General features: G+C 44.4%; 24 protein-coding genes. 15 read left to right on the plus strand and 9 right to left on the minus strand.

Going from position 1 to position 23,865, the window contains the following annotated elements:
- The first annotated feature begins 249 nt into the window (after positions 1 to 249).
- The 6 genes from ACHZA1_RS02670 to ACHZA1_RS02695 all read left to right on the plus strand — a co-directional run bounded on the left by ACHZA1_RS02670 (position 250) and on the right by ACHZA1_RS02695 (position 7,226).
- Positions 250 to 1,002 carry a DUF6261 family protein gene (locus ACHZA1_RS02670; RefSeq protein ID WP_320053696.1) on the plus strand — a complete coding sequence of 251 codons (753 nt, stop codon included), beginning with the start codon at positions 250 to 252 and terminating at the stop codon, positions 1,000 to 1,002.
- A gap of 788 nt (positions 1,003 to 1,790) precedes the next feature.
- Entirely contained in the window at positions 1,791 to 2,903 is a 1,113-nt protein-coding gene (locus ACHZA1_RS02675) for a curlin repeat-containing protein (RefSeq protein WP_320053697.1), read from the plus strand.
- A 456-nt stretch (positions 2,904 to 3,359) separates the two neighbouring features.
- Positions 3,360 to 3,851 (plus strand): CsgE family curli-type amyloid fiber assembly protein, encoded by a 492-nt coding sequence (locus tag ACHZA1_RS02680; RefSeq protein WP_320053698.1) that lies wholly within the window; start codon positions 3,360 to 3,362, stop codon positions 3,849 to 3,851.
- Between the two features lie 11 nt (positions 3,852 to 3,862).
- Positions 3,863 to 4,285 carry a curli assembly protein CsgF gene (locus ACHZA1_RS02685; protein WP_320053699.1) on the plus strand — a complete coding sequence of 141 codons (423 nt, stop codon included), beginning with the start codon at positions 3,863 to 3,865 and terminating at the stop codon, positions 4,283 to 4,285.
- 143 nt (positions 4,286 to 4,428) lie between these two features.
- Positions 4,429 to 5,676: a CsgG/HfaB family protein gene (locus ACHZA1_RS02690; RefSeq protein WP_320053700.1), complete on the plus strand. Its 1,248-nt coding sequence runs from the start codon at positions 4,429 to 4,431 to the stop codon at positions 5,674 to 5,676.
- Positions 5,677 to 5,702: 26 nt separating this feature from the next.
- Positions 5,703 to 7,226: a carboxypeptidase regulatory-like domain-containing protein gene (locus ACHZA1_RS02695; protein WP_320053701.1), complete on the plus strand. Its 1,524-nt coding sequence runs from the start codon at positions 5,703 to 5,705 to the stop codon at positions 7,224 to 7,226.
- Between the two features lie 80 nt (positions 7,227 to 7,306).
- Here ACHZA1_RS02695 and ACHZA1_RS02700 read toward each other — a convergent pair whose 3' ends face one another.
- Positions 7,307 to 8,371 carry a LuxR C-terminal-related transcriptional regulator gene (locus tag ACHZA1_RS02700; protein WP_320053702.1) on the minus strand — a complete coding sequence of 355 codons (1,065 nt, stop codon included), beginning with the start codon at positions 8,369 to 8,371 and terminating at the stop codon, positions 7,307 to 7,309.
- Positions 8,372 to 8,702: 331 nt separating this feature from the next.
- On the opposite strand from ACHZA1_RS02700, the gene ACHZA1_RS02705 reads away from it, so the two are divergent.
- Together ACHZA1_RS02705 and gltA are read left to right on the plus strand one after the other, a co-directional pair.
- Positions 8,703 to 9,578: a sulfide/dihydroorotate dehydrogenase-like FAD/NAD-binding protein gene (locus ACHZA1_RS02705; RefSeq protein WP_320053703.1), complete on the plus strand. Its 876-nt coding sequence runs from the start codon at positions 8,703 to 8,705 to the stop codon at positions 9,576 to 9,578.
- Between the two features lie 14 nt (positions 9,579 to 9,592).
- Positions 9,593 to 10,981: an NADPH-dependent glutamate synthase gene (gene gltA / locus ACHZA1_RS02710; RefSeq protein ID WP_320053704.1), complete on the plus strand. Its 1,389-nt coding sequence runs from the start codon at positions 9,593 to 9,595 to the stop codon at positions 10,979 to 10,981.
- Between the two features lie 55 nt (positions 10,982 to 11,036).
- Here the strand turns inward: gltA and ACHZA1_RS02715 are convergent, their stop codons facing one another.
- Together ACHZA1_RS02715 and ACHZA1_RS02720 are read right to left on the minus strand one after the other, a co-directional pair.
- Positions 11,037 to 11,897 (minus strand): type II CAAX endopeptidase family protein, encoded by an 861-nt coding sequence (locus tag ACHZA1_RS02715; protein WP_320053705.1) that lies wholly within the window; start codon positions 11,895 to 11,897, stop codon positions 11,037 to 11,039.
- Between the two features lie 10 nt (positions 11,898 to 11,907).
- On the minus strand, positions 11,908 to 13,107 hold the full coding sequence (locus ACHZA1_RS02720; RefSeq protein WP_320053706.1) for a uracil-xanthine permease family protein: 1,200 nt from the start codon (positions 13,105 to 13,107) through the stop codon (positions 11,908 to 11,910).
- A gap of 175 nt (positions 13,108 to 13,282) precedes the next feature.
- Between ACHZA1_RS02720 and ACHZA1_RS02725 the strand changes: the two genes are divergently transcribed.
- From ACHZA1_RS02725 to ACHZA1_RS02735, 3 genes are all read left to right on the plus strand, one after another.
- Entirely contained in the window at positions 13,283 to 14,293 is a 1,011-nt protein-coding gene (locus tag ACHZA1_RS02725; RefSeq protein WP_320053707.1) for a dihydroorotate dehydrogenase-like protein, read from the plus strand.
- Positions 14,294 to 14,405: 112 nt separating this feature from the next.
- On the plus strand, positions 14,406 to 15,149 hold the full coding sequence (locus tag ACHZA1_RS02730) for an FKBP-type peptidyl-prolyl cis-trans isomerase (protein ID WP_320053708.1): 744 nt from the start codon (positions 14,406 to 14,408) through the stop codon (positions 15,147 to 15,149).
- Positions 15,150 to 15,242: 93 nt separating this feature from the next.
- Positions 15,243 to 16,598, plus strand: coding sequence for a deoxyribodipyrimidine photo-lyase (locus tag ACHZA1_RS02735; protein WP_320053709.1), 1,356 nt, complete (start codon positions 15,243 to 15,245; stop codon positions 16,596 to 16,598).
- Positions 16,599 to 16,670: 72 nt separating this feature from the next.
- Here the strand turns inward: ACHZA1_RS02735 and ACHZA1_RS02740 are convergent, their stop codons facing one another.
- Complete coding sequence (locus ACHZA1_RS02740; protein ID WP_320053710.1) at positions 16,671 to 16,820, minus strand: hypothetical protein; 150 nt, start codon at positions 16,818 to 16,820, stop codon at positions 16,671 to 16,673.
- Between the two features lie 59 nt (positions 16,821 to 16,879).
- On the opposite strand from ACHZA1_RS02740, the gene ACHZA1_RS02745 reads away from it, so the two are divergent.
- Complete coding sequence (locus ACHZA1_RS02745; protein WP_320053711.1) at positions 16,880 to 17,161, plus strand: hypothetical protein; 282 nt, start codon at positions 16,880 to 16,882, stop codon at positions 17,159 to 17,161.
- Between the two features lie 383 nt (positions 17,162 to 17,544).
- Complete coding sequence (locus ACHZA1_RS02750; protein WP_320053712.1) at positions 17,545 to 18,348, plus strand: DUF6261 family protein; 804 nt, start codon at positions 17,545 to 17,547, stop codon at positions 18,346 to 18,348.
- Between the two features lie 25 nt (positions 18,349 to 18,373).
- Here the strand turns inward: ACHZA1_RS02750 and ACHZA1_RS02755 are convergent, their stop codons facing one another.
- Complete coding sequence (locus ACHZA1_RS02755) at positions 18,374 to 19,138, minus strand: MBL fold metallo-hydrolase (protein ID WP_320053713.1); 765 nt, start codon at positions 19,136 to 19,138, stop codon at positions 18,374 to 18,376.
- A gap of 125 nt (positions 19,139 to 19,263) precedes the next feature.
- Here ACHZA1_RS02755 and ACHZA1_RS02760 point away from each other — a divergent pair, with 125 nt between their 5' ends.
- Positions 19,264 to 19,968, plus strand: a complete 705-nt coding sequence (locus ACHZA1_RS02760) for an SAM-dependent methyltransferase (protein WP_320053714.1) — start codon at positions 19,264 to 19,266, stop codon at positions 19,966 to 19,968.
- Here ACHZA1_RS02760 and ACHZA1_RS02765 read toward each other — a convergent pair.
- The 4 genes from ACHZA1_RS02765 to ACHZA1_RS02780 all read right to left on the minus strand — a co-directional run bounded on the left by ACHZA1_RS02765 (position 19,954) and on the right by ACHZA1_RS02780 (position 23,333).
- Positions 19,954 to 21,072, minus strand: coding sequence for an FKBP-type peptidyl-prolyl cis-trans isomerase (locus ACHZA1_RS02765; RefSeq protein WP_320053715.1), 1,119 nt, complete (start codon positions 21,070 to 21,072; stop codon positions 19,954 to 19,956). The two genes, ACHZA1_RS02760 and ACHZA1_RS02765, sit on opposite strands and share 15 nt — an antisense overlap.
- A gap of 33 nt (positions 21,073 to 21,105) precedes the next feature.
- Positions 21,106 to 21,651 carry an FKBP-type peptidyl-prolyl cis-trans isomerase gene (locus ACHZA1_RS02770; RefSeq protein ID WP_320053716.1) on the minus strand — a complete coding sequence of 182 codons (546 nt, stop codon included), beginning with the start codon at positions 21,649 to 21,651 and terminating at the stop codon, positions 21,106 to 21,108.
- A 151-nt stretch (positions 21,652 to 21,802) separates the two neighbouring features.
- Positions 21,803 to 22,324 carry an FKBP-type peptidyl-prolyl cis-trans isomerase gene (locus ACHZA1_RS02775; protein ID WP_320053717.1) on the minus strand — a complete coding sequence of 174 codons (522 nt, stop codon included), beginning with the start codon at positions 22,322 to 22,324 and terminating at the stop codon, positions 21,803 to 21,805.
- Positions 22,308 to 23,333 carry a bifunctional oligoribonuclease/PAP phosphatase NrnA gene (locus ACHZA1_RS02780; RefSeq protein WP_320053718.1) on the minus strand — a complete coding sequence of 342 codons (1,026 nt, stop codon included), beginning with the start codon at positions 23,331 to 23,333 and terminating at the stop codon, positions 22,308 to 22,310. The genes ACHZA1_RS02775 and ACHZA1_RS02780 overlap by 17 nt, the downstream gene beginning before the upstream one ends.
- An 87-nt stretch (positions 23,334 to 23,420) precedes the next feature.
- Here ACHZA1_RS02780 and ndk point away from each other — a divergent pair, with 87 nt between their 5' ends.
- Positions 23,421 to 23,843 (plus strand): nucleoside-diphosphate kinase, encoded by a 423-nt coding sequence (gene ndk, locus ACHZA1_RS02785; protein ID WP_320053719.1) that lies wholly within the window; start codon positions 23,421 to 23,423, stop codon positions 23,841 to 23,843.
- Positions 23,844 to 23,865: the final 22 nt, after the last annotated feature.

Consider the following 23,865-nt stretch of genomic DNA (forward strand, 5'->3'; position numbering starts at 1 on the left):
TAAATTACGAGGACATGTTTTCTCCCCAAAAAAGGCTCAAATAATTTACGCGGGCAGGCCATCCTAAAGAAGAGGAGCAGCGATACGCCCCCCCAAAGGGGTGATCAACCGCCGAAGCCTACGCCCCACCCATAAGCAGAATAAGCCAAACCTAACACCATTAATTTATGCAGCTGTTTTTTTGTGTAGCAGTTGGAAATGTCTAATATTTTATTCTTATTTAACACGCAATAAAAAAACAAAATCCGTATGAAAACAAATTCAGTTTACCTAACCAAGATGCAAGTTGGCGAAGTGTTCAACTTCATCAAGCTGATGCTGGCATTGTTCAGCCCAATTCCAAACCTCAACGCCAGGCTTAAGGAGCTGGTAACGGGCCTCTCGAAGACCATGGCCGACATGGAGGGGGTAATGTCGAGCCCAACCTACATCATCGAAACCAAGAACAAGAAGGCAAAAGACACAAAACGCGACAGCGAATACCTCTGCTTTTTGACCTTTACCGAGGCCTTCACCCACAGCTCCAACCCGGCCATCAACGAGGCCGCCAACCTCATCCACAAGGCGCTTAAGGATGCCGGAAACGTACAGAGCATGAAGCTCGACAAGGAAACATCGGCGCTATACGGGCTAAACAACCTGTTTACCACCAACGAACGCTACATTGCCGCCCTACAGACGCTTAACGCCAAGCTAATGTGGGATGCCGTAATGGCCGCACAGGCTGAGTTCGAGAAGGAGTACAGCCTCGTTAGCGATATGAAGGTAAAGGAGTCGGAGCAGGTTGCAGCCTACGAGCTGGCAAAGGTAGCCCGCAAGCAGAGCGCCGGCATTCTGGAGATGCTCGATGCGCTTAGCCTGGTGGATCCCAAGCCCGAATACGACGAGCTGATTACCAAAATCAACCACGAAATTGACCTTGTAATGCAGCAGCTGCGCACCCGCCAAACGCTTGCGGCCAAGGCCAAGAAGGAGCCAAAGAAGCTCGATAGCAACGAATAGACAGTACGCCCCCCCCCAACAAGGCCGAGCTAACGCAGCTCGGCCTTGTTTTATTCTAGCCCCTACAGATTCGTAGCATCCTGAGTTCAGCAGGAGCAAAACTACGTTTCAACGATCACAAAAGGAGCAGCATCACATACCAGAACCCTCAATAGCTGAATCTCTAATTCGACGTGTTTCACCTATTCCACCGAGGGAGTCATTGAACGCCATTTAGCCTGCCATGCTTGAAAATACCTCCATACATCATTTAATCTGGCAAATCGTGATTCATACGCTGGGTGTTCGAAAACCGTCGATATTTCGGTATTCCCCCAGCGCCACAACGAAGGAAGGCCTTCCGAAATCCTAAAAAACAAAAGGTTACGCCTTAACGCTGCTCGCAATACAAATACCCCTAAAAAAAGTGCAATCTTTTACTAAAGCCCTTCAAAACGCGAAAGCGGGAGTTAACGTTTTTACCAAAATTGTAGGGTATTCCCCCATAGCCTTTTAAGAAATCTGAATTTTTGAAGGGAAAACGATGGAATAAGAACTTATAGCAGCTACAAATTCGATAACAAAACCGGAGCTAAACCTTAACGTAGCCTACAAATAGAATACAAACGAACGCTTACGAATTTAAAATTAGCAGACGTAAAAAAATTTTAGGAGAGCATTATAAAAGGAAAACAAACAAGCGCAAAAGAGTATGGAAAATCCTAATTGAAGCAACCGTTGGCTGTGAGATACCTTTGCTCTTGTCAGTTTGAAACAAAGTTTAAATGTCAAACCAAAAATCAAGAGTCATGAAAAAGTTAGGAATTATTGCAGTGCTTGCAATGCTTGCAATTGGAGTAAGTGCCCAAGACGGAAAACCAGGCCCAGGGCCAAAGCCAAACAATGACAATACTGCCAATCTAAATCAGGAAGGATGGATGCAGTGGGGGTTCATCTACCAGTATGGCACAGGTAACACTGCTACCATTAACCAAGGTATACTAGATGATCACCATTTTCCACTAACAACAAATGGCGCACCACAACAAAAGCTCAGCTTTAGGAACGTTGCTTTTATTTGTCAAATAGGCAGTGGTAACGAAGGTGAAATCAACCAACTCGGCCATGGCAACTACGCAAACTTAATGCAGGTTCGCTTCGACCAGCATCACCCAAATTTTGTAGCCGACAAGGATCATCACAAGCAACCTTATGGTGAAATTACCCAAACAGGCAACCATAACATAGCTTCTGCTTCTCAGTTTGGCAATAGCTACTTAAATATTAAGCAAGGAGGCATGTATAATTTTGTTGGTGGTCTCAGATACGTTCACAATCCAGGGATTACAGGAGCTCCTCAACACAACTACCAACAGGACAACAATACCAGCGTTATATATGGTCCACTAGAAGTTGGAAACGACGAAATACTTAATGTTACCCAAGATGGATACGGAGATGCATTCTACTCTATCGGCGTATTAAGAGGTGGTAAAACAACCATTAGGCAAGATGTAGAAGAACATCATCACCTAGATGGTTTGAATGGTCAACCACACCAAGCACACCCCAACTTTAACGTTATCTACCTATCTCAAAAAGGTGGTGATGTAGATCTTAGCCAAAATGGGAAATACAACTTGATTTGGTTATATGTTAAGGGGAAGAGTAACGAAAAACCAGATGTTGACATAACTCAAAAAGGCACAGGAAACGTAGTTGCTAAATACTACAGTCCATTTAGCCCTTACGCTTCAGGTCCTGCTGAATTTAAAGGAGAAAGTTTAAAGATTACTCAAGAAGGCTTTGCCAACAGGCTTAGCATCGAAAGCGAGAGTTCCAATGGCGTAATCTCTGTATCCCAAAAAGGCGCTTTCAACTTCGGAATGATCTACCAAAGCGATTTCCGCCACCATCATTAATATGGTATTCTCAGTAACTTCCAAACAATAAGGCCAAATAAAATTAGCCTTTGAACAAAAACCCCAGCAATAGTATAGTAAAATACTGCTGGGGTTTTCTAATGAATAAAGACGAGCATATCTATATTAAAAACAAGGCAACTAACAAACATATAATTAAGGCAATAGTGGTACAAATATTATAAGGAAAAGGTTACTTGGAATATCTCGAGCAAAGAGATAATCCATCCCTGAATTTAGAAAGACAGCACGTTAATTCGTAGCAAGGCCACATAGAAGTTCATACAACATCCTCTTAATAGGACAAACCATTATCCTAATTCTTAGAGCCATGGTTGTTGCGACAACTACCATGGATTTTACTTTAAAAGCTAGAGTTTTGTTAAAAGAAGCCATTTTTTAAACCTAATCGTTTAACCATAGGTTAGTAAGGTAAAACTCAAAAAACAAAGCAATATGAAGGTTTTAGCATTTACGGCATTTCTACTTCTGTCTGCATTGAGCACTCCCCTATTTGCTCAAACCGACACTACCAAGAAAGATGCTAAAACTCAAGCGATACTCGAAGAATTGGTAGGCAAAATAAGCAACGGCAAAAATGGCAAAGCCTCATTTGAAGAAATTACAGGTGGTTTTGTAATGGATCAAACCAAGACAAGAGCAGGACGAGACTTTTATGACTTGTTTATCCAAAACCTAGTACTGCCCGAGAATGTCATGGATTACTCCATTGTAATCGACGAAACACCAGGTCTTGGAACATCAACTATAATAAAAGTAACCATTAACGACATGGAGATATACGGCAACTACCTACAACCCAAACGAGATTTAATTGAGGAGACAGCCTACGAAGCTGTAGAGTTAGCCGCAGATTTTATAGTCAACTATAACCAGATACTCCTGGAGTTAATCAACAAAGAACAAACAGGATCCGGAATTTTTTAAATAGTCAAAGTATGAAAACACTAAAAGTTGTATTGTTACTTGTATTTCTGTCATCGGCAGCAAGTAGCGCATTAGCCCAACAGTTGACGTTTTCGTTCATCAACCCTTCGTTTGGAGGAAGCCCGCTAAATGCGAGCTGGCTTATGCAGTCTGCCCAAGTGCAGTCGGACTACAAGCAAAAGGAGGCTTCCACAACCGATAAATCCGATTCGGAATTGGATGAGTTTGCCAAAAACCTCAACAACCAAATTCTTTATTCGTTGTCCAATGCTATTATTCAAAAACAGTTTGGAACGGACAACAAACTAAAAGAAGGAGTATACAACATTGGAAAGTATCGCATCAACATTGGCTCTGGTTCGGGAGGTGTAACAGTTACCATTTTTGACAATTCTACGGGAAATCAAACACAAGTAACAGTTCCCAATTACTAATTATCAACAGAACAGCAATGCAAACCACAACAAAAATTAGGCTATTAATTGGAGTTGCTGCCTTAGCATTTATCGCAAGTTGCGGCAACTACACAAGCCAGCCCTACAAACCTGAGAGAGCAAGGCTGGGCCCCGAAACCCCAATGAAAAAAACACTCAGCCAACTCCCTCCACCAAAGGAGAAAGTAGTGGCAGCAGTGTATAAATTTAGAGACCAAACTGGGCAATACAAGATGTCTGAATCAGGTGGGTCGTGGTCTACTGCCGTAACACAGGGAGCTACAACCATACTTATCCGTGCGTTGGAGCAATCAGGTTGGTTTATGCCAATTGAGCGTGAGAACATCAACAACCTGCTAAACGAGCGTAAAATAATTCGATCGAGCAGAGCTCAATTCGAAGGTAAAGAATCAGACCTCCCTCCTCTCCTATTTGCAGGAGTCCTATTAGAAGGAGGTATTATCTCCTACGAAACCAACCTGCTCACCGGAGGTTTGGGAGTTCGCTACTTTGGTATTGGTGGTAATACCCAATATCGGATGGACAGGGTAACCATTTACCTTAGAGCTGTATCTACATCAAGTGGAGCTGTTCTAAAAACGGTATACACCTCTAAGACCATCTTGTCGCAGGAGATTAAGGCTAATGTATACCGCTATGTAAGCTTAACTAAGCTGCTAGAGGCAGAAACCGGCTTTACCTACAACGAACCATCGGAGCTATGTATTACCGAAGCCATAGAAAAAGCAGTACAATCTCTCGTTATTGAGGGTGTCAAGGAGAAGTACTGGCAGCTTCAAAATGCGAAGGACACCTTAAGTGCACCGATTGTAACCTACGCAAAGGAGAGTTCAATGAATGACGACATTGATGTATACGGGAACACAGCAACCAACCCACAACAAGTAGCAGGGCAGTTCAGTATAGGAGCATCTGCTGGAGTAGAACAGTATAATGGAGATTATGCATATAGCAACTATCAACCATTTGCATTCATAAGCTCAGACATTGCCCTATCAAAAGTTCTTTCATTTGGTCAGAATTTTGGCTACCGCTACAGCTATATAAAGAACGGTTTTTCGCACCAGTTCTTCGATGCTTCTGCCGACTTAAAGTTCTCTATGTTCCCGTACCATAAAGGAACTCCAATCTTTGTTCTAAAAGGAGGGACTTGCATTACTGCAAAATCGAATAACGTCCGTAGCAATACCAACGTATTCCCCTACATTGGTGCAGAACTTGGCTTTAAGTACCGCCTCAACAAGAACTTCAGCCTTAACTTCACAGGCATGTATAGCTACATGCTTACCGATGAAATTGACGGCGTTAAAAATGGAGATATGAATGATAAGTATTGGGGCGCAAAATTGGGCTTTTTCTACCACTTCTAATTTTTAAACCACTTAATTAAAAAAAGATGAGAACAAGAAACAAGATATTATCGACAATACTACTGCTATCTTTTGCGGTTGTTATAGCAATTTCATGCGAAAAAGACCCATTCCCTGTTAGTGAATATGGGAGTATCAAAGGGGTAGTTACCGATGGAAAGACCCAGACTCCACTTAAAGGGGTTACAGTATCAACCAATCCAGGTAGTTCTACTGCTGTTACTAACGACAAAGGCGAATATTCGCTTGATAATGTAAAAATTGGAACAGTAACTGTTAACGCTGAAAAGACAAACTACACTACCTATTCGGCTCAACTTGAAGTTCGCAAAGGAGTAACCTCCACTGCCAACATTTCGATGCAGCAGGCAACCAAAACCATTGGAGCAATAACCCTCTCCGGCTCTATACCCGATAGTAATGCTGTAGATATAAAACCGAAAATAACCATATCGTGGAAAATTGTACGAGAAGAACCTCTCGATGCCATATCCTACAAAGTAACCGTTAAAGAAGTGGGGAGCAAAATAGAGAAGGTGTTCAATGATATTACTGACACTGCCCTTGTTGTACAAGGGCTCAAATTTTCAACTAAATATGCTTGGAAGGTAGCCGCAGTATATAACAACTCTGTTGTAGATACCAGCACAACCTGGACATTTACCACAATGACAAAACCCACCATGTCAGTTTTTTTTTCGAGGAGCTCGTCTAACGGGCTCTATCAAATCATCGCAACCGACCCTGACATGAGCTACGAAGAGGTTGTTACTGAAAAGTATGAAAAAACAGCCTTCGCACCTGTTGCTTACAAGAACCAAAACCTAATACTCTTTACATCCTATTACGAAAATCTACCTTATGTATTTGGGATTTTTCGCGATGGAACAGGAGTCATGAAAATATCGCCTTACCCAAACATGTCAGCCTACTCTATCGGTAACGGATACTCATTCTACAACCATGGCAATAGTATTCTTTATACCTACATGGATCGTCTATATGCCATTAATACCGATGGAACTAACAACAGGCAAATTGCTACAGCTCCAACAAATCGTCAATTCACAAACGTAGACTGGTGCCCCGAGACAGGTAAGATTGTGGTACGAACAGTTGGTCCTATGCCATACGAATCGGAATTTTACACGATGGACAATGACGGCACCAACATGCAGCTTCTTATTGGAGGGGTAACAGGAATGCTTGAATCTCCATCTTTTTCTCCAGATGGGAAGTATTTAGTCTATAGCCAAGATGTTAGCGGAGTACTCGACATTTCCGGACAAAAAATACAATCGCACATTTTCTTGAAGAAATTGACCGACAGTTCAGCCCCTGTTGACCTAACATCTAGTGGAGAAAGCACAACAACATCGAATGGCAGCAACGATCTTTTTCCTCGATTTGCACCTGACAATCGACAAATTATCTTTGTTAATAGACCAAACTTAGGTACTGCAATTGGTGACATTTTAAAAACAGACATCTATAATGGAGGTAGAACTTCAGTGGTTACTAACGGCACCTTCCCATTTTGGTCGTTGTAGAATAAGTCGCAATTTCGAAGCACATAAAAAGCAGGATTGAAAGAGAGACTTTCAATCCTGCTTTTTTACACATTGCTTAGTTACACCTGAACGTATTTATTCTTGATGGCAAACAACACCAATTCTATAATATTTTTCGACCCCGTTTTTTCCATTAAGTTAGAGCGATACTTTTCAACGGTTTTCTCTGATATACACAACTTATCAGCAATCTGCTTCATTGGCAACCCTAAGATCGACAACTCTAGAACTTCGAGTTGTCGTTTTGTAAAATTCATTTCATTAGGTTTTGTAATCCCCCCATCACTGTAAGATACAGGATCAGGTGCACTTTTTTGCCCCATTAAGAATAGATTTCTATCTATCAATGATTCTTTAGCATCCAAGGAATTGGAAATATCAATATTTTCAACCAGATCATAGGAATTAACCTTTTGAAAAACGATAAGAGCAGATCGCTTCGCAAAAAGCGTATTTAGCGAAGATAATACTAGATTATATTCCTCATAAGAGCCGTTCTTCTTTATGCGGAGGTTAAGTTCTTCACGACTTTCGCTATTTGCAAAAATTTTATAGGACAGATGTTGAAAAGCATCCTTATCTATCCCAACAACTTCCCAAATAAACCCGCTACCATCTTTATTGAAAATGCTATAAAAAGAGTTATTAGCATTTACGATATTAAAATCTGTATCGTAAATGACAATCGGATAAGAAACCTGATCAAAGGATTTTAGAAAGATTCGTTCCGACTCCCTCTTCAGCCTACGATGAGTTTTTATCCTAGCCTCAATTACCTGTTGTAAATTTCTGTTCTTAGGAAGTTTATCTAAAACCAAATCAACACCAAGTTCTAGGGCAAAGAGGCTATCCTCCATACTAATGCTATCCGAGATAACAATAAATGGAATATCAAATGTATGACTGCTCTCTTTTATAATATTAAAAAACTCAAACGACTTAAAACATTCCTTTTCTGGAACACAAATAATCAAATCTGGAGTACACTCAAACGCCTTTTGTATGCCTTGAGCGCTTGATAATGCAACAAAGCAATCGTACCCAAACTTTCGTAACGATTCTTCTAGTGTACCAATAGTGCTAACATCATCGCCGACAATGAGAATAACTTCTTTTTCTTTCATAGAAACAAGTTAACTTCCAAAGTCATACATTCTTCTCCTCTTCATCGTTAGCAAAAAAACTCTTAATGATCTAGAGAGTCTTTTATGCAATAGATCACTCAATCACGTGCTACCACAAAAAAATGATCCAATTCATATTACTAACAGAGGGTATGTGAAAAGGTTATCTATTCTGCGTTAAAGAGTTTATCCTAAAAATCGTTGCATATCTATTTGTCAGTTTGCACATTATTAATAACAAAATGTTATTCCAAACTATCAAAAAAGATTTGTTCGAATGCCTAAAAAATTAACTTTGTAACTCACAAAACAATAAACCTGAACGCTAATCATGTTCAAGATTACCCAAAAATCATTGCTTGCCCCCAACATCTACCTCATGGAGGTTTATGCGCCACGAATTGCAAAAGCGGCAAAACCAGGGCAATTTCTTATAGTAAGAGTGCACGAAAAAGGCGAACGTATTCCTTTAACAATTTGCGATTATGATATAAACAAGGGTACTGTAACCATCGTAACGCAAACTGTAGGAGCATCAACCAACCTAATATGCGCTAAGGAAGAAGGAGATTCGTTCCTTGACGTAGTAGGTCCACTCGGACGCCCAAGCGAATTTGTTGAGGAAACTCCAGAGCAATTAAAATCTAGAAAAATTCTTTTTGTTGCTGGAGGTGTTGGCACTGCACCTGTATACCCTCAGGTTAAATGGTTACACCAGCAAGGAATTGATGTTGATGTGATTATTGGAGCAAAGAACAAAGATAATCTCATACTCTGCGAGGAAATGAGCGCTGTTGCAAAAAATGTGTACATAGCCACCGACGATGGTTCTTTTGGAACAAAAGGACTTGTTACCAACGTTATTGCAGACCTAATCGAGAATCAAGGGAAAACATACGATGTAGTTGTAGCCATTGGTCCTATGATTATGATGAAGTTTGTAGCGCTCACTACTAAAAAGTACGATATCAAAACCATTGTATCGCTAAATACTCTAATGGTTGATGGAACAGGGATGTGCGGAGCATGCCGCGTATCGGTAGGAGGCAAAACACTTTTCACCTGTGTTGATGGGCCAGAGTTTGATGGACATCTTGTAGATTTTGATGAGGCTATGCGCCGCCAAATAATGTACAAATCGGCAGAAGGGCAAAAGCTACGCAAACAAGAAAAGGAGTCTGACGAAAGCTGCCAATGCGAAAAATAATAGAAGAAAATACCATGGCAAACAAAATACCAAGAGTACCTGTCCGCGAGCAGGATCCCAATATCAGAAGAAACAACTTCGAAGAAGTATCATACGGCTATAACAAAGAGGAGGCCATGCTTGAAGCGACTCGCTGCCTCAACTGTAAAAAGCCCAAATGCATTGCAGCATGTCCGGTTTCTGTAAACATCCCTGCATTTATAAAGGAGGTAGTGAAAGGGAACTTTGAAGAAGCGGCTAGAGTTATTGCTGTAGACAGTAGCTTACCTGCCGTTTGTGGTAGAGTTTGTCCACAAGAGTCGCAATGCGAAGGCGATTGCATACTTGGAGTAAAATCGGAACCCGTTGCAATTGGCAAACTCGAACGTTTCGTAGGCGACTTCGCAAACGAAAATCATCTAAACCTCGCAGAAGTTGCCGCTCCAAATGGATTTAAGGTTGCGATTATAGGTAGCGGCCCTGCAGGATTAGCCTGTGCAACCGACCTTGCCAAAATGGGCTACGAGGTGAAGATCTTCGAAGCGCTACATCAACCTGGCGGCGTGTTAGAATATGGCATTCCGGAATTTCGTTTACCCAAAGAGAAGGTTGTAAAAGCAGAAATTGAGAATGTTAGAAAACTTGGTGTTAAGATAGAAACCGACGTAGTAATTGGTCGTACAGTGACCATTGATGAGTTAATTGACGAAGAGGGCTACCATGCCGTATTCGTAGGATCTGGTGCTGGTCTTCCCAAGTTTATGAGCATTCCTGGAGAAAACCTCAACGGTGTAGTGTCAGCCAACGAATTCTTGACCAGAAATAACCTAATGAAGGCCTACGACGAATCGTACGACACCCCCATTTTCGTTGGAAGCAATGTTGTTGTTGTAGGAGGTGGTAACGTAGCAATGGATGCAGCCCGTACGGCAGCACGCTTAGGTGCTAATGTTACTATAGTTTACCGTCGTTCTAAAGCAGAACTTCCTGCACGTGTAGAAGAAGTTCACCATGCCGAAGAAGAAGGTATCGTGTTTAAACTGCTCACCAATCCAACCGAAATTATCGGAGATGAAAAAGGATGGGTTAAAGCAATAAAGTGCATCCAAATGGAGCTTGGCGAACCCGATGCTTCTGGTCGTAGACGCCCAATTGAAATGTCAAACTCTGAGTTTGAAGTCGAAACTGACGTAGTTATTATGTCGCTTGGCACATCGCCAAACCCACTAATTTCGACAACAACCCCAGGGCTCGAACTCAACAAATGGCAGTGCTTAATCGCCGACGAAAAGGGACAAACAACGCGAGAAGGCGTATTTGCTGGCGGTGATGCCGTAACCGGAGCCGCAACCGTAATTCTGGCAATGGGAGCAGGAAGAGTTGCCGCAAAATCGATTGACGAATACATCAAGAATAAATACTAATGGAATAAGAAAGGCCGCAATCGCGGCCTTTCTATTTTATATCTTCATACAGCACCTACTGCTGCACTACTTCCTTCCCTAAAATTTTACGGATTCTGTAAACGCTAAAGAGGGCAATAAGTGCACCAACTACAGCTAATGCCAGATTCAGCTGCCAGCTAAGCATCTTACCATTTTCAAAATCGTCCCCAAGCATGCCTGCCGCTACATACGCAACAATGTTGTTTATGAAGTGAACAACAATCGAAGGCAGCAGCGATTTCGTCCTATAAAAAAGCCATCCCATAAAGTATCCGATAATAAAAGCAGGAATTGCTTGCCAAGGATTCATATGTATAGCGGCAAAGATTATTGCAGACCATAAAATTGCCTTCTTTCCCGAATAGTTTTCCAGAAAAGAACGGAGAAAGATTCCTCGGCACAAAACCTCCTCAAGTAAAGGTGCGGCAATGCAAACTAGGGCAAAGCCCCAGATACTAAAAGAGAACATCTGACTAAAGAGCGTCCTCATAAAATCGGGTATCGGAATTAAGCTGGTGACATAATCACTAGCATATCCAAATCCCAAAACGAAAAGCAGCAGGAATGGAACGATCTGAATATCGAACTTTCTAAAAAGCGTTGTGAATTTAGCCTCAAAATCATGCTTTTGAAAAAGAAAGGCCATAACAACAATAATCACAAAAGGAATTGTATACCCCAGAAATAAAGTCAAATCCTTACTATCTTTAATTAGAAGGGCAAGAATACCTGAAACTGCAATTGTTACAGCAAAAAAGATCAGCGTAATATACCAAGCCTGAGTTATGGTTGGAAATTTAGATCTAGGCTTAATAATTTGTTCGGTACTATTCATATTCACATTTTTCACCTCATACAAAAGGGCCACCCTGTGGCAGCCCTTCTGATAAGTCATATTAACAGTTTTACTTGTCTCTATCGGGCAAGATCAAATTTAGTACAATTCCTACGATTGCGGCTAAGCCGATGCCGGAAAGTTCAAATTCACCAATTTTCATTGCGACACCTCCAATTCCAACAGTAAGAATCAGGGCTACTATAATTTGGTTGCGCGACTTCGAGAGGTTTAGCTTATCAACAATCATTGTTTTGATACCAATCGTAGCAATGATACCAAAAAGAATAAGCATAATCCCCCCTAGGACTGCTTCCGGAATCGATTTAAGAAAACCGTTAATCTTACCAAGGAAGGCAAAAGCAATAGCGGTTACACCCGATATCTGTAAAACACGGGGATCAAAAACCTTGGTCAGTGCAATTGCCCCAGTAACCTCAGCATAAGTTGTAGCAGGAGGGCCTCCTACAAATCCGGCAACAGCACAGGCAACGCCATCACCAAGCATGGTTCTATGCAATCCGGGATCTTTTACAAAATCCTTTCCGGTAACAGCGCTAATTGCGTAGATATCGCCAACGTGCTCCACAATTGGAGCCAACGCTACAGGAATCAGATAAAGAACAGCCTCTATCGAAAACTCTGGAGTTACAAACTTTGGCATAGAAATCCATGGAGCGTTAGCAATAACCGAGAAATCAACATTTCCGGTGAAAATTGAAACGACATATCCGACAACAATTCCTATAAAAACAGGGATTAACTTAAGGATTCCTCTACCGTACATTAGCGCAACGATTGCACCCGCCAGAGAAATACAGGCAATTGGCCAGTTAGACGACGCCATCTTTACCCCCGTTGGTGCAAGCGAAACTCCAATAAGAATAATCACAGGCCCGTACACAGCAGAGGGGAAAAGACGCTTTACTAGGCCTATTCCCCTCCACTTTATTAGTGCCGATACAATGCCGTAAATAACGCCAACTGCTGCCATTCCGCTTAATGTCCCTGCCAACCCATAAAGCGCTGTGGCTTTTTGTATGGGAGCAATAAAAGCGAAAGAGCTGCCCAAAAAAATGGGAACTTTACCTTTCGTAATCAGTTGAAAGATTAAAGTTCCCAAACCTGCTGTAAATAGCGCCACCGAGGGATCGAGTCCAACGAGTAACGGCACCAGCACTGTCGCTCCAAACGCCACAAAAAGAAATTGTACTCCAATAACAATCCTCCGCTGAGGCGTTAAATCGTACTCAGAATGCTTATCAATCATTAGAAAAACGTATTAAACCTGTAGAAATATTCCAGAAAGCCATATTCAAAAAATCCTGCAAATATAGGATAAGAGCCACGCATTCCGAACAAGACATCCATTAAATACGTTTAAGAGTTAGCTTCTACAAGCACTAATACAACACGTAATAAGTAAAATCATAATTAGGACAGCCATGGCAAATTTAAGCACAAGCTACATGGGCTTATCCCTTAAAAGTCCATTCATTATTGGGGCAAGTAATTTGAGCGATAACGTTGACCGATTGAAAAAGTTGGAGGAAGCAGGTGCAGGTGCAATCGTCTACAAAACGCTCTTCGAAGAACAAATTGAACTGGAGAGCCTCGAACTAGACAACGACTTGGAGGCCTACAACGAGCGCCACCCCGAGATGGTTCGCATATTTCCAGAACTACACCATGCTGGTCCTAGAGGTCACCTGCATAAGTTGAAAAAGGTAAAGAGCGAGCTAAGCATTCCCGTAATCGGAAGCCTCAACTGCATTACGCCAGCCACATGGGTAGACTGGGCAGTGCGCATGCAGGAGACTGGCATCGATGGCCTTGAACTAAACTTCTACTCCTCCCCTTCCAAGTTTGAGATTACTGGTGCCGAAATCATCAACACCCAACTCGATGTGCTGAAAGAGGTGACGAGCAAAATAACCATCCCGATAGCCGTAAAGCTGAGCCCATTCTACGGCAATCCGCTTGAGGTCATTTCGCGAATGGATAAGCTTGGCGTAAAGGCATTCGTGCTTTTCAACAGGATGTACCAACCCGACATTGATATTGATGCCGAAGCCATGAAGCAATCGTACGTATTTAGCCGTTCCGACGATTCGCGGCTAGCGCTACGCTACTGCGGCTTGCTCTTTAATCGAATTAATGCGCAGCTATCAGCAGCTACCGGAATCGTTACCGCCGAAGAGGCAATTAAAACGTTCCTTGCCGGGGCAAATACCGTACAGATAGTAAGCGCGGTATACAAGAATGGTCCTGAATACGTAAAAAGTATGATTGCAGAAACAGAAACATGGATGAATATGAAAGGCTACGAAACCATCGATGAGGTTAGAGGCAAGCTATCGTACGTCAACCTTAAAGATCCATTTGCCTACACTCGTGCCCAGTACATCGACATACTCATGCGATCGAGCGAATGGATTAATCCTTGGTTTATTTAGAAGCAGGAAGCCTTGCATCTTACAAGGCTTCTTTTTTTGCCTATTTAAAACTTTTCACCCAATGGATGGTTAAAATAACTATTAATGGTCATTCAAATTTTAAACAATTCCCATGAAGAATTTTACAACCACTTTAATCGCCATTTTGCTTTCATCAGGCTTTGGCTTTTCCCAAGCATCGCTTAACAGCAGCCCCGCTGCCCAACAAGCAAAATTCAGCAGCTTCATAGATAGCGCTTCGTATGCCTATGGCGTAGTTTTAGCCAGAAGTATGGAGAGCCTACGGGTAGATTTTAACCACGGGCTCGTACTGCAAGCGCTTAACGACGTAAAAAATAAGATCAACCTATACAACGACACCACCATTAACGTCCTGCTTACTAAACTTCAAACTCAAATTCAACTAAAAGAGAAAGCACGGATTGATGTTTTAACTAAAGAAAATGAGGTTAAGATGAAGGCGTTTTTCGAGGAAAATGCCAAAAAGCCCAACGTAAAAACGACAGTCAGCGGCCTTCAATACGAGGCAATAGCAAGCGGCCCTACAGATGGCCTAAATCCGACCATTAACGATACCGCCGTGGTAAACTTCGAGGCCAAATTTATTGATGGGAAAATACTGGACTCTTCCTATGGAGCAGAAAAGCCTGTACGCATGCCGCTCAACCAAATCATCCCTGGACTACAAGAAGGCATACTGCTCATGAAGCCCAAAGACACCTTTATCCTTTACATTCCAAGCACACTCGCATACGGTGAAAAGGGAGCTCCTGCAATAGAGCCCAACCAAGGCATAATCTTCAAAATCGACTTGATTGACATCATAAAAGGTTCCGCACCGCTTCCTAAGTATTAGCCTAGCATGCATACCAATGCCTAATCGACCTACATAAAAAGGGCCTACCATATTCAAAGGGTAGGCTCTTCCTTTTTCGTAAATTAGCAGACCATGAATGTAGATCCACGAAGAGTAATTACGCACAAAACCACCGGCTCCGCTATTAGGAAGGTGGTTTACCGCATGAGCCGCGACCAACGGGTTAGCGACAACTGGGCGCTGATATTCGCCCAAGAGCAGGCGCTACTGCACAGCTGCCCGCTAGAAGTTGTCTTTACCCTCACCTCCTCCTACCCCTTAGCCAACATGCGCCACTACAGCTTCATGCTACAAGGATTAAAAGAGGTAGAACGGAGGCTTTCCGTGCTAAACATTCCCTTTAGGCTTATACTCGACAACAATCCAACAAGAGCCTTAGAGCAGTACATCATAGAAAATGAAATCAACCTAGTGGTTTCCGACTTTGACCCGCTGCGCATAAAGCGGAACTGGATTGAAGCCATCAACCAAATGGAAGGCATAGCCCACTACGAGGTAGATGCCCACAACATTGTTCCGTGCCGCTGGGTGTCGCAGAAGGTGGAGTTTGGGGCCTACACCATCCGCCCGAAGATAAAGCGGGCGCTTGAGGATTTCCTTACTGAGTTTCCTCCGCTAAAAGAGCAAAATGGCGTTGGCAGGTTAGACAGGCAGCCTACCAACTGGCAACAGGTGGAGACGAGCATTCAGGCAGACTCATCCGTAAAGCCTATCGGATGGCTGATGCCGGGAGAGGCCAGCGCCATGCGAGCACTCGACAGCTTTATAGAGCAGAAGCTCGATGGCTACAGCGAACGGAGGAACAATCCGACGCTCGACGGGCAGTCGAACCTATCGCCATTCCTGCATTTCGGGCAGTTATCGGCGCAGCGAATCGCCGTGGAGGTTAGCCGAAGAGCTGCGGCATCGCCCTCCAGCGAGGCCTTTCTGGAGGAGTTCATCGTCCGGCGCGAGCTGTCCGATAACTTCTGCTTCTACAACCCGAAGTACGATAGCGTCGGCGGCTTCCCCTACTGGGCCAAAAAGGACATCGACCTACACAGGACCGACCCTCGGGAGTTCTGCTACCCGCTAGAGCAGCTGGAGCAGGGGCTAACGCACGACCCGCTCTGGAATGCCGCCCAGCAAGAGCTGGTAAAGCGGGGAAAGATGCACGGCTACATGCGCATGTACTGGGCCAAAAAGATCTTGGAGTGGACTCCTTCGGTAGAGGATGCGCTTGCTACGGCCATCTTCCTAAACGATAGGTACTCGATTGACGGGCGCGACCCCAACGGCTATGCGGGCATTGCATGGAGCATCGGCGGGGTGCACGACAGGGCCTGGTTTCCGCGCCCCATCTTCGGAAAGATACGCTACATGATCTACAACGGATGCCGATCGAAGTTCGACGTGGAAGCCTACATCAGAATGGTGGCGACGCTGTAGCCAAGCGGCATCGGCACATAAAAAAAGCGAACCTCGCAAGGGAAGTTCGCTCCATTTTGCCACTACAAACAGCTAGAAGTAGCGAGCAACAAGCAGGTACACCAGCGCGATGGCCAACCCTAGGCCCAAAAGGATTATAAAGATACGCGCAAGCTGTTCGGTAGTATTCAGCGGCTGCTTTTCCACCCTCTTACCATGATAATAGCGTTGCTTTGTGACCATAGTACTAATTTCTTTAGGTTAATACCGTTAATCGAAGTTCGGACAGCAGTAGCAAGGTAGTGATTTTTCAAATACAGCTAAGCAACTTCAAAAAAATTATCCATCATCCGCATCAAATTCATACGAAAAGCCTTTCCCCTTTAGATCAAAAGGCAGAAACCAAACGGAATTCCCCCTCCGCAGTCGTAGGAAAGGCAAAAGCATCGCCGGACGCCCCTACCTTCAGCCTACAAAAGGGCAAAACGCCAGCAAATATTCTTAGCGCAGCCAGCGGAAGGGCAAGCACCGATGCAACGGAGCTTTTTCTGATTGTTGTATTTTTCACCACCATTTTGCAATAAAATTTGCAAATGTATTTTTCATTGTACAAATAGAATCTCTAATTATTCATCTGTATTTTTTAATACGCATACCGAATCTTTAAATATTCATTTGTATTTTATGCACTGCAAATGACAGCATAAATTTTACAACTGCATTTTTCATAACAAAAGTAGCATCACATAAAATACAGCTGTATTTTTAGTATATTTAGCGAAGTAAAGCATGCAGCAACGCGCAGCAGGGCCAACGAAGAGGAGGATGAGCTTTCGTTGGCAGCCAATTGGCCGAAACGATCTGCCGATGGCCTTTCGCGCAGCGGCAGAAGGACAATATCTCGCCGAAATGGCCTTTCGCGCAGCGCCGTTGCCGCCAAACAGAACGCGTTTAACCTTTTCGACCTATGAAAAAGACCGCACTGCTTCCCCGCCTGAGCGTGAACAGCATCATATGCTACACCAACAGCGTGCTCGACGACGTAAGCCTGTACGTTGATGCCGCGCTGCTCGATACGGAACGCTACCATGCCGTTGTGGAGGCCAAGCAGCGCTTCGAAAGCGGGTTTAACACCAGCCGAAGAAGCAACATCAACCTGAAAAAGGCCGATACCACCCGCGACCGGGCCTTCCTGCACCTGAAGCACCTAGTGCTGGCGGGCTGCTACTCGGCCAAGGAGGAGCAGCAGCAGGCGGGCGAGCATGTAAAACACCTGATGGAGCGCCTCGGCTTTACCCTGTACCGCAAGAACTACAACACCGAATCAGTGAGCATCAGCAAGCTGCTGCACGTGCTTAACAATGGGGAACACAAGCCCGCCGTGGACGCTCTTAACCTGCAGGAAGCCCTAGCTGGCCTGGAAGAAGCCAACCAGCTATTCGACCACAGCGACATATTGGCCAATAATGAGCGAGCCGAGCAGAAGGCAATTGCGCCGCCCACGCGGGTGCGCAAGGCGCTCGAGCAGGCTATTCGGGGGCTCTGGGCCTATATCGACGCGCAGGCCATCATCAACCCGCAGCAGGGATGGGATCGAACCCTGCATGCCGTGGAGCTGCTCAACGACAAGTACAGCGCCGAACTGAAGCGCCACTACACCTTCATCAGGAAGAAAAAGGAAAAAGGAGAAGGCTGCATGGAAGAGCAGCCACGAGAGGCGGATACTAGTAACAATACCCCAGAACAGAGCGAGAAGCCATGTCTGGGGTAATATCTTGTGTCTTGAATCTTATGTCTTATATCACCTCCACGCACAGCCCGTCGTAGGCTAGGAAGACGTTTGGGGGGAGTTCCCTGAGCACGTCGGCGTGCTTACCCAGCTGGTGCGAGATGTGGGTGAGGTAGGCCACCTCGGGCTTCACCTCCCGGATTAGCTCCAGCGCCTGGCTCAGGGTAAAGTGCGAGATGTGCTCCTCGCGCCTCAGGGCGTTAACCACCAGCACGCGCGTTCCGACCAGCTTCTGCTTCTCTTCCTCGGAGATGTAGTTGGCATCGGTGATGTAGGAAAAGTCGCTAATGCGGTAGGCGGACACAGGCAGGCGGAAATGCCTCACCGATATGGGCGTCACCTCAACCCCCTTCACCGTAAACGGCTCGCTGCCGATGGGGTGCAGCGCCATTTGCGGCACGCCCGGATAGGGCTTCTCGCTAAAGACGTAGGAGAACTCGACCTTCAGATGCCCCAGCACGCGCTCCTGGGCGTAAATGTCCATGGGCCGATTGAGCACGTAGTTGAAGGCGCGAACGTCGTCGAGCCCGCCCACATGGTCCTTGTGCTCGTGGGTTAGCAGAATGGCATCCAAGTCCGTCACCCCCTCGCGGAGCATCTGCTGGCGGAAGTCGGGCCCAGCATCAATCAGGATGCGAACGCCATCAACCTCCACCATTGCCGACGAGCGCAGGCGCTTATCGTGGCTATCGCCCGACTGGCACACCGGGCAGCTGCAGGCAATAATCGGCACCCCCTGCGAGGTTCCCGTTCCTAGAAATGTAACCTTCACCGCTTCTATTTATGGGTTGAATAGTACCGCAAAAGTAGCACATAAACCGACAAAGTATCCCCCGAAAACGCCCCCGAGCAGCATATCAGGATAATTGGATTACCTTTGCCGAAAAAACAGAGACCATGTCGGCAGTAGTATACCTGATTCCAACCACGCTGGGCGATACCCCAATCGAGAACGTCATTCCGCAACACGTAAAGGATGTAGTCCTAAACACCCGATTCTTTATTGTGGAGGAAATTCGCACCGCCCGCCGGTTTATCAGCAAGCTCAAACTGGGCATTCAGATCGACTCACTCACCTTTTATGAACTCAACGAACACACCCACCCAACCGAGGTTCGTAGGATGCTACAGCCCGCGATGGACGGAAACGACATCGGCATCATATCGGAGGCAGGTGTACCCGGCGTTGCCGATCCTGGAGCCGATGCGGTTGCCGAAGCACATCGACTGGGGGTTAAGGTTGTTCCGCTGGTTGGGCCGTCGTCTATTCTGATGTCGCTAATGGCATCGGGACTAAACGGGCAGAACTTTTCCTTCGTAGGCTACCTCCCCGTAAAGCCCGCCGAAAGGGTTAAGGCCATAAAGACGTTGGAACAACGCTCCAACCGCGAGCACCAAACCCAGCTCTTCATCGAAACGCCTTACCGCAACAACCACATGCTGGCAGCGCTGCTGGAAACCTGCCACCCCGAAACGCGCCTCTGCATTGCCGCCGACATCACCACCGAAACCGAGTACATTGTGACAAAAAAAATCGGAGACTGGCGTAAGCAAGTCCCCGACCTTCATAAAAGACCCACGGTCTTTTTAATTCTTTCGTAGCAAATATTTCGGAACAACGATAGACGACGCGGTAGTTGTAGATGAGGTGGGGTTCTCTACCCTATCAACTACAATATAAAATTTCAGCGGCGTATAGGCTCCAATGGAAGGCTTGCTGGTTGAGCTAGAGCTACCAGATAATCCATAACCATTGGTTGACGTAAATACAACCTCTGCCTTAGAGCCCTTGGTCATTTTACGCAATGCCTTATCAAAACCAGTAACAACCCCACTACTACTTGCTGCCATTGTTACAACTAGCGTATCTCCAGAGGTAGTTGTAGAAGTAGAAGTCGACGAACTAGAAGAACTGCCACTATAGGGCGCATAAGGAGCGAAAGTATCCGAAATGGTTTTTATATTCGTATCAAAGCAGTATCCATCTAGGAAATATCCAGCATAGTGAACATACACCTTTGTTCCATTTCCAATGGTATCGCTAATAGCTGTACTTCCCTTCTCAAGTTCCTTTAGATACACAGCCTTATCCTTAATATCAACAAAACCTGGATTATTCTTAACGTAAGAGTCGACCAGCAAAGAATCGTACTCCCTAGGCTTAGAGATAACCTTTACCAGCTCCAACTGATACTTTACAGGGTGGTTAGCCTGTACGTATGCATTAGGAAGAATTGGCATCTGCCCAAACTTAACGGCTCCGTAAGAACCAAAACCAAGGTACGAGGGAATAAGAAGATCAACCTTGCCTCCTTCCTTCATGGTCAACAACGCCTCCCTAAAGCCTTGAGGCATCGAACCTGCCATGTACAAGAAATCGGGGACTATGTGATAGTAGTTTACGTTATAGTCTAAATGGTTAAATACGGTGGTATCTGTAGAGTGGAAGTAATCGCCGTCTAGCGTCTTACCGGTAAACTTAACCATAACCCAATCGGTAACGGTTGGTGTAGCGCCAGTTCCTTCCTTAAGCACGTTTAGGTAAAGCCCCGATTCCGTCTTATTTTTCCATATAGGATTTTGCTCAACATACGCACCGATAATACCATCTTCCACTACTCGATCTGATATGGTTTGTTCCTGAGCGCATGAGTAAAGCCCCACTGCAAGGGCTGCTAAAGCCAATACTTTAAGATAGCTATGCATAGAAAAACTGTTATTGCAACTTTTTATTCGTTCTTATCTTTCAACTTTGCTGATATACACCCTTACCCCTATTGCCGAATTGGCAGGGACAGCGCCAATATCGCTTGCTCCATAACCATAGGTCGATGGAAAAAGAATTTGAGCGGCATCGCCATCGTACAATAGGCGAAGCCCTAGATCAAATCCTTTAGGCAACCCGCTCTTGCCCACTACTACCGTAATAGGCTCATACTTGGAAAAGGGATTAGCCAATGCCTTAGCCTTTGCCACCGACTCTATATTCGTGGCATAGGGTTCAAGAGTTGTAGCATCTTTCACAACACTTAGAATGTAGTAGAAGGTAACCTCATCTCCCACCTGTATCTTAGTGGAGTTTGCACCCTTAACAAACCGATTACACCACAAATCGCCGCTCTTTTCGACGCTATCCGTAAGTTTGGTGGTCTTTACAAAAGACTCTATTAGGGTATTCTGCGCCACTAAGCTGGTTGTAGTGGTTTCCTCTTTGCCGCAAGACGTAATGAATGCAGCAGCGCAAGCAAGCGTAACGACAAAAAATGTATGTTTAAAAAATCTCATCAACTTCTAAAAATTGGATTTGCAGATTGGCTAATTGCTTTGCCTTTAGGCTCCCAAATGTAGGAATATTCTTTAAATATAGCTACCTCAAGCCGCAGGCGATGCCCAATTTTACCTATATAAACAGCAAATCAATCCTATTTATTGTGCGCTACTGCACACTTTTTATTCTTACATCGTAAACGAGCGTTGCCCGCGATGGAATTTTCTCGCCATCGCCAACCAACCCATAGGCTGAATGAGGCGTGAAGATAAATTGAGCGCTATCGCCCTCATGAAAATACTTTAGTCCTTCATGAAGACCGGCAATTCCATCCGACTTATCAACTACAAGCTGAGCAAGTTCAACACCCGAAGAATCCAAAGGAGTACCATCAATCAGCCGTACCTTATAGCTGTATAGAACAACCGATCCAGACTTTACCTTCTTACTCCCACCGCTTTCCACACATCGGTAGTAAAATCCGAAGTCCGAAAGGCTCATCTTAAGCCCATGCCGTTCGATATAGCCTTCAACAACCAGCATATCCTTCTTATTAAGGTAGCGATTGGCTCGGAGCATCTTATTTTCTTCGACAGAATAGTTGGTTTGATGCTTTACGTAGCCCTCTTGAGAGTTGTTACTGCAGGCAGCCAGTAACATTAATCCTAAAATGCTAGATGCTTTTAACAATTTTGTCTGCATTTTCCCTTACACAGATTTCGAAATATTTAATAACCTCAGGCAGCTTCATTTGAATTCGCCCACCAGCAGCATTTTTATGCCCACCTCCGTAGAAGTACTTCCTCGAGAATTCGTTTACCGAGAATTCGCCCTTCGAGCGTAATGACAGCTTTACGTTCCCATCTGTCTGCTCGGTAAAGAGCACGGAGAAATTCACATCTTTAATAGAAAGCGGGAGGTTTACAAGCCCTTCGGTATCACCAGAACGATGCTTAAACCTGTTAAGTTCCTTTAGCGTTAGTGCGATGTATGCCGTTTTATGCTCCCTAAAAACCACCATTTTCTCGTTTAAACAGTAGCCCATCAGGCGCATCCGTTCTTCCGAAAATGTGTTATATATCGCTTGGTGGATTTTATCCTTATCGATATCCAACCCCAGCAAGTCGGCAACAACATGAAAAGTTGCCGGATTTGAGCTCGAGTAACTAAAGGAGCCGGTGTCGGTCATAATCCCGGCATAAAGTGCTTCAGCCGCGCCAATGGTAAATAGCGATTGATAGTCCAACCCCTTGATGATATGGTAAACCAGCTCGCAAGTTGAGCTAACCGACAGCTCCGAAAACTGAAGAATAAAATCATCTTCTGGATAGAGGTGATGGTCGATTAGCACCTTAGGTGCCGATGTTGCCTTAACCACATCACCCATTCCGTTTAACCTCGATATAGAGTTGAAATCGAGGCAAAGAATAAGGTCACTTCTACCTAGCACATCTGATACATCCTGCGGATTTTTCTCAAAGTTTAGGCACTTATCCGCATCTTCCATCCAAGCCAGAAAGTCTGGAAACGAATTGGGAACAATAGAGTAAACCTCTCTACCTAATTGTTTTAAGATTTGATATATGCCGATTGAAGAGCCAACGGCATCACCGTCAGGATTTGGATGTGTAACTATTGAAATGCACTGCGCATCATTCAGCAGCTTTTTCAGTATCTCGAGTTTGCTGTTATCTATCACTTCCTAGTTTTTACGGGCTAAAGATATCAATTCTTTTGTTGGTTCGAATAATTTATTACTTTGCGCCCCTCAATAACAGTTAACAAAATGAGCGGAAATATCACATTTACAATCGTAAAACCTGATGCGGTAGCAAATAATCACACTGAAGCAATTTTCGGAATGATCGAGAAGGCTGGATTCGAAATCTTAAGCCGAAAGGATACCACTTTAACCAAAGAACAAGCCGAAAGCTTCTATGACATACATAAAGGACAACCTTTCTTTAGTGGACTGGTAGAGTTTATGACCTCAGGTCCAATTGTAGTAGCTGCTCTTAAGAAGAAAAATGCCGTAGAAGATTTTAGGATGACGATTGGAAAAACAGATCCACTTGAAGCCGCCGAAGGTACAATCCGAAAAATATACGGCGAAAAAGTTTCGCGTAACGCCATTCACGGCTCCGACTCTGACGAAAACGCCCAAAGAGAAATTCGCTTTTTCTTTACCCCAGAAGAGGTCGAATTCTAGAAATAAGCAGCCATTGCCGATT

Origin of the sequence: uncultured Acetobacteroides sp. (assembly GCF_963667355.2) — a bacterium.
GTDB lineage: Bacteria > Bacteroidota > Bacteroidia > Bacteroidales > ZOR0009 > Acetobacteroides.

What these genes read in the sequence shown, in the direction of transcription:
- ACHZA1_RS02765 (WP_320053715.1), bottom strand. Translation starts at nt 21,072, where the DNA reads ATGCATAGCTATCTTAAAGTATTGGCTTTAGCAGCCCTTGCAGTGGGG.
- ACHZA1_RS02730 (WP_320053708.1), top strand. Translation starts at nt 14,406, where the DNA reads ATGAAGAATTTTACAACCACTTTAATCGCCATTTTGCTTTCATCAGGC.
- ACHZA1_RS02700 (WP_320053702.1), bottom strand. Translation starts at nt 8,371, where the DNA reads ATGAAAGAAAAAGAAGTTATTCTCATTGTCGGCGATGATGTTAGCACT.
- ACHZA1_RS02705 (WP_320053703.1), top strand. Translation starts at nt 8,703, where the DNA reads ATGTTCAAGATTACCCAAAAATCATTGCTTGCCCCCAACATCTACCTC.
- ACHZA1_RS02670 (WP_320053696.1), top strand. Translation starts at nt 250, where the DNA reads ATGAAAACAAATTCAGTTTACCTAACCAAGATGCAAGTTGGCGAAGTG.
- ACHZA1_RS02680 (WP_320053698.1), top strand. Translation starts at nt 3,360, where the DNA reads ATGAAGGTTTTAGCATTTACGGCATTTCTACTTCTGTCTGCATTGAGC.
- ACHZA1_RS02740 (WP_320053710.1), bottom strand. Translation starts at nt 16,820, where the DNA reads ATGGTCACAAAGCAACGCTATTATCATGGTAAGAGGGTGGAAAAGCAG.
- ACHZA1_RS02695 (WP_320053701.1), top strand. Translation starts at nt 5,703, where the DNA reads ATGAGAACAAGAAACAAGATATTATCGACAATACTACTGCTATCTTTT.
- ACHZA1_RS02685 (WP_320053699.1), top strand. Translation starts at nt 3,863, where the DNA reads ATGAAAACACTAAAAGTTGTATTGTTACTTGTATTTCTGTCATCGGCA.
- gltA (WP_320053704.1), top strand. Translation starts at nt 9,593, where the DNA reads ATGGCAAACAAAATACCAAGAGTACCTGTCCGCGAGCAGGATCCCAAT.
- ndk (WP_320053719.1), top strand. Translation starts at nt 23,421, where the DNA reads ATGAGCGGAAATATCACATTTACAATCGTAAAACCTGATGCGGTAGCA.
- ACHZA1_RS02715 (WP_320053705.1), bottom strand. Translation starts at nt 11,897, where the DNA reads ATGACTTATCAGAAGGGCTGCCACAGGGTGGCCCTTTTGTATGAGGTG.
- ACHZA1_RS02725 (WP_320053707.1), top strand. Translation starts at nt 13,283, where the DNA reads ATGGCAAATTTAAGCACAAGCTACATGGGCTTATCCCTTAAAAGTCCA.
- ACHZA1_RS02770 (WP_320053716.1), bottom strand. Translation starts at nt 21,651, where the DNA reads ATGAGATTTTTTAAACATACATTTTTTGTCGTTACGCTTGCTTGCGCT.
- ACHZA1_RS02750 (WP_320053712.1), top strand. Translation starts at nt 17,545, where the DNA reads ATGAAAAAGACCGCACTGCTTCCCCGCCTGAGCGTGAACAGCATCATA.
- ACHZA1_RS02690 (WP_320053700.1), top strand. Translation starts at nt 4,429, where the DNA reads ATGAAAAAAACACTCAGCCAACTCCCTCCACCAAAGGAGAAAGTAGTG.
- ACHZA1_RS02760 (WP_320053714.1), top strand. Translation starts at nt 19,264, where the DNA reads ATGTCGGCAGTAGTATACCTGATTCCAACCACGCTGGGCGATACCCCA.
- ACHZA1_RS02720 (WP_320053706.1), bottom strand. Translation starts at nt 13,107, where the DNA reads ATGATTGATAAGCATTCTGAGTACGATTTAACGCCTCAGCGGAGGATT.
- ACHZA1_RS02675 (WP_320053697.1), top strand. Translation starts at nt 1,791, where the DNA reads ATGAAAAAGTTAGGAATTATTGCAGTGCTTGCAATGCTTGCAATTGGA.
- ACHZA1_RS02735 (WP_320053709.1), top strand. Translation starts at nt 15,243, where the DNA reads ATGAATGTAGATCCACGAAGAGTAATTACGCACAAAACCACCGGCTCC.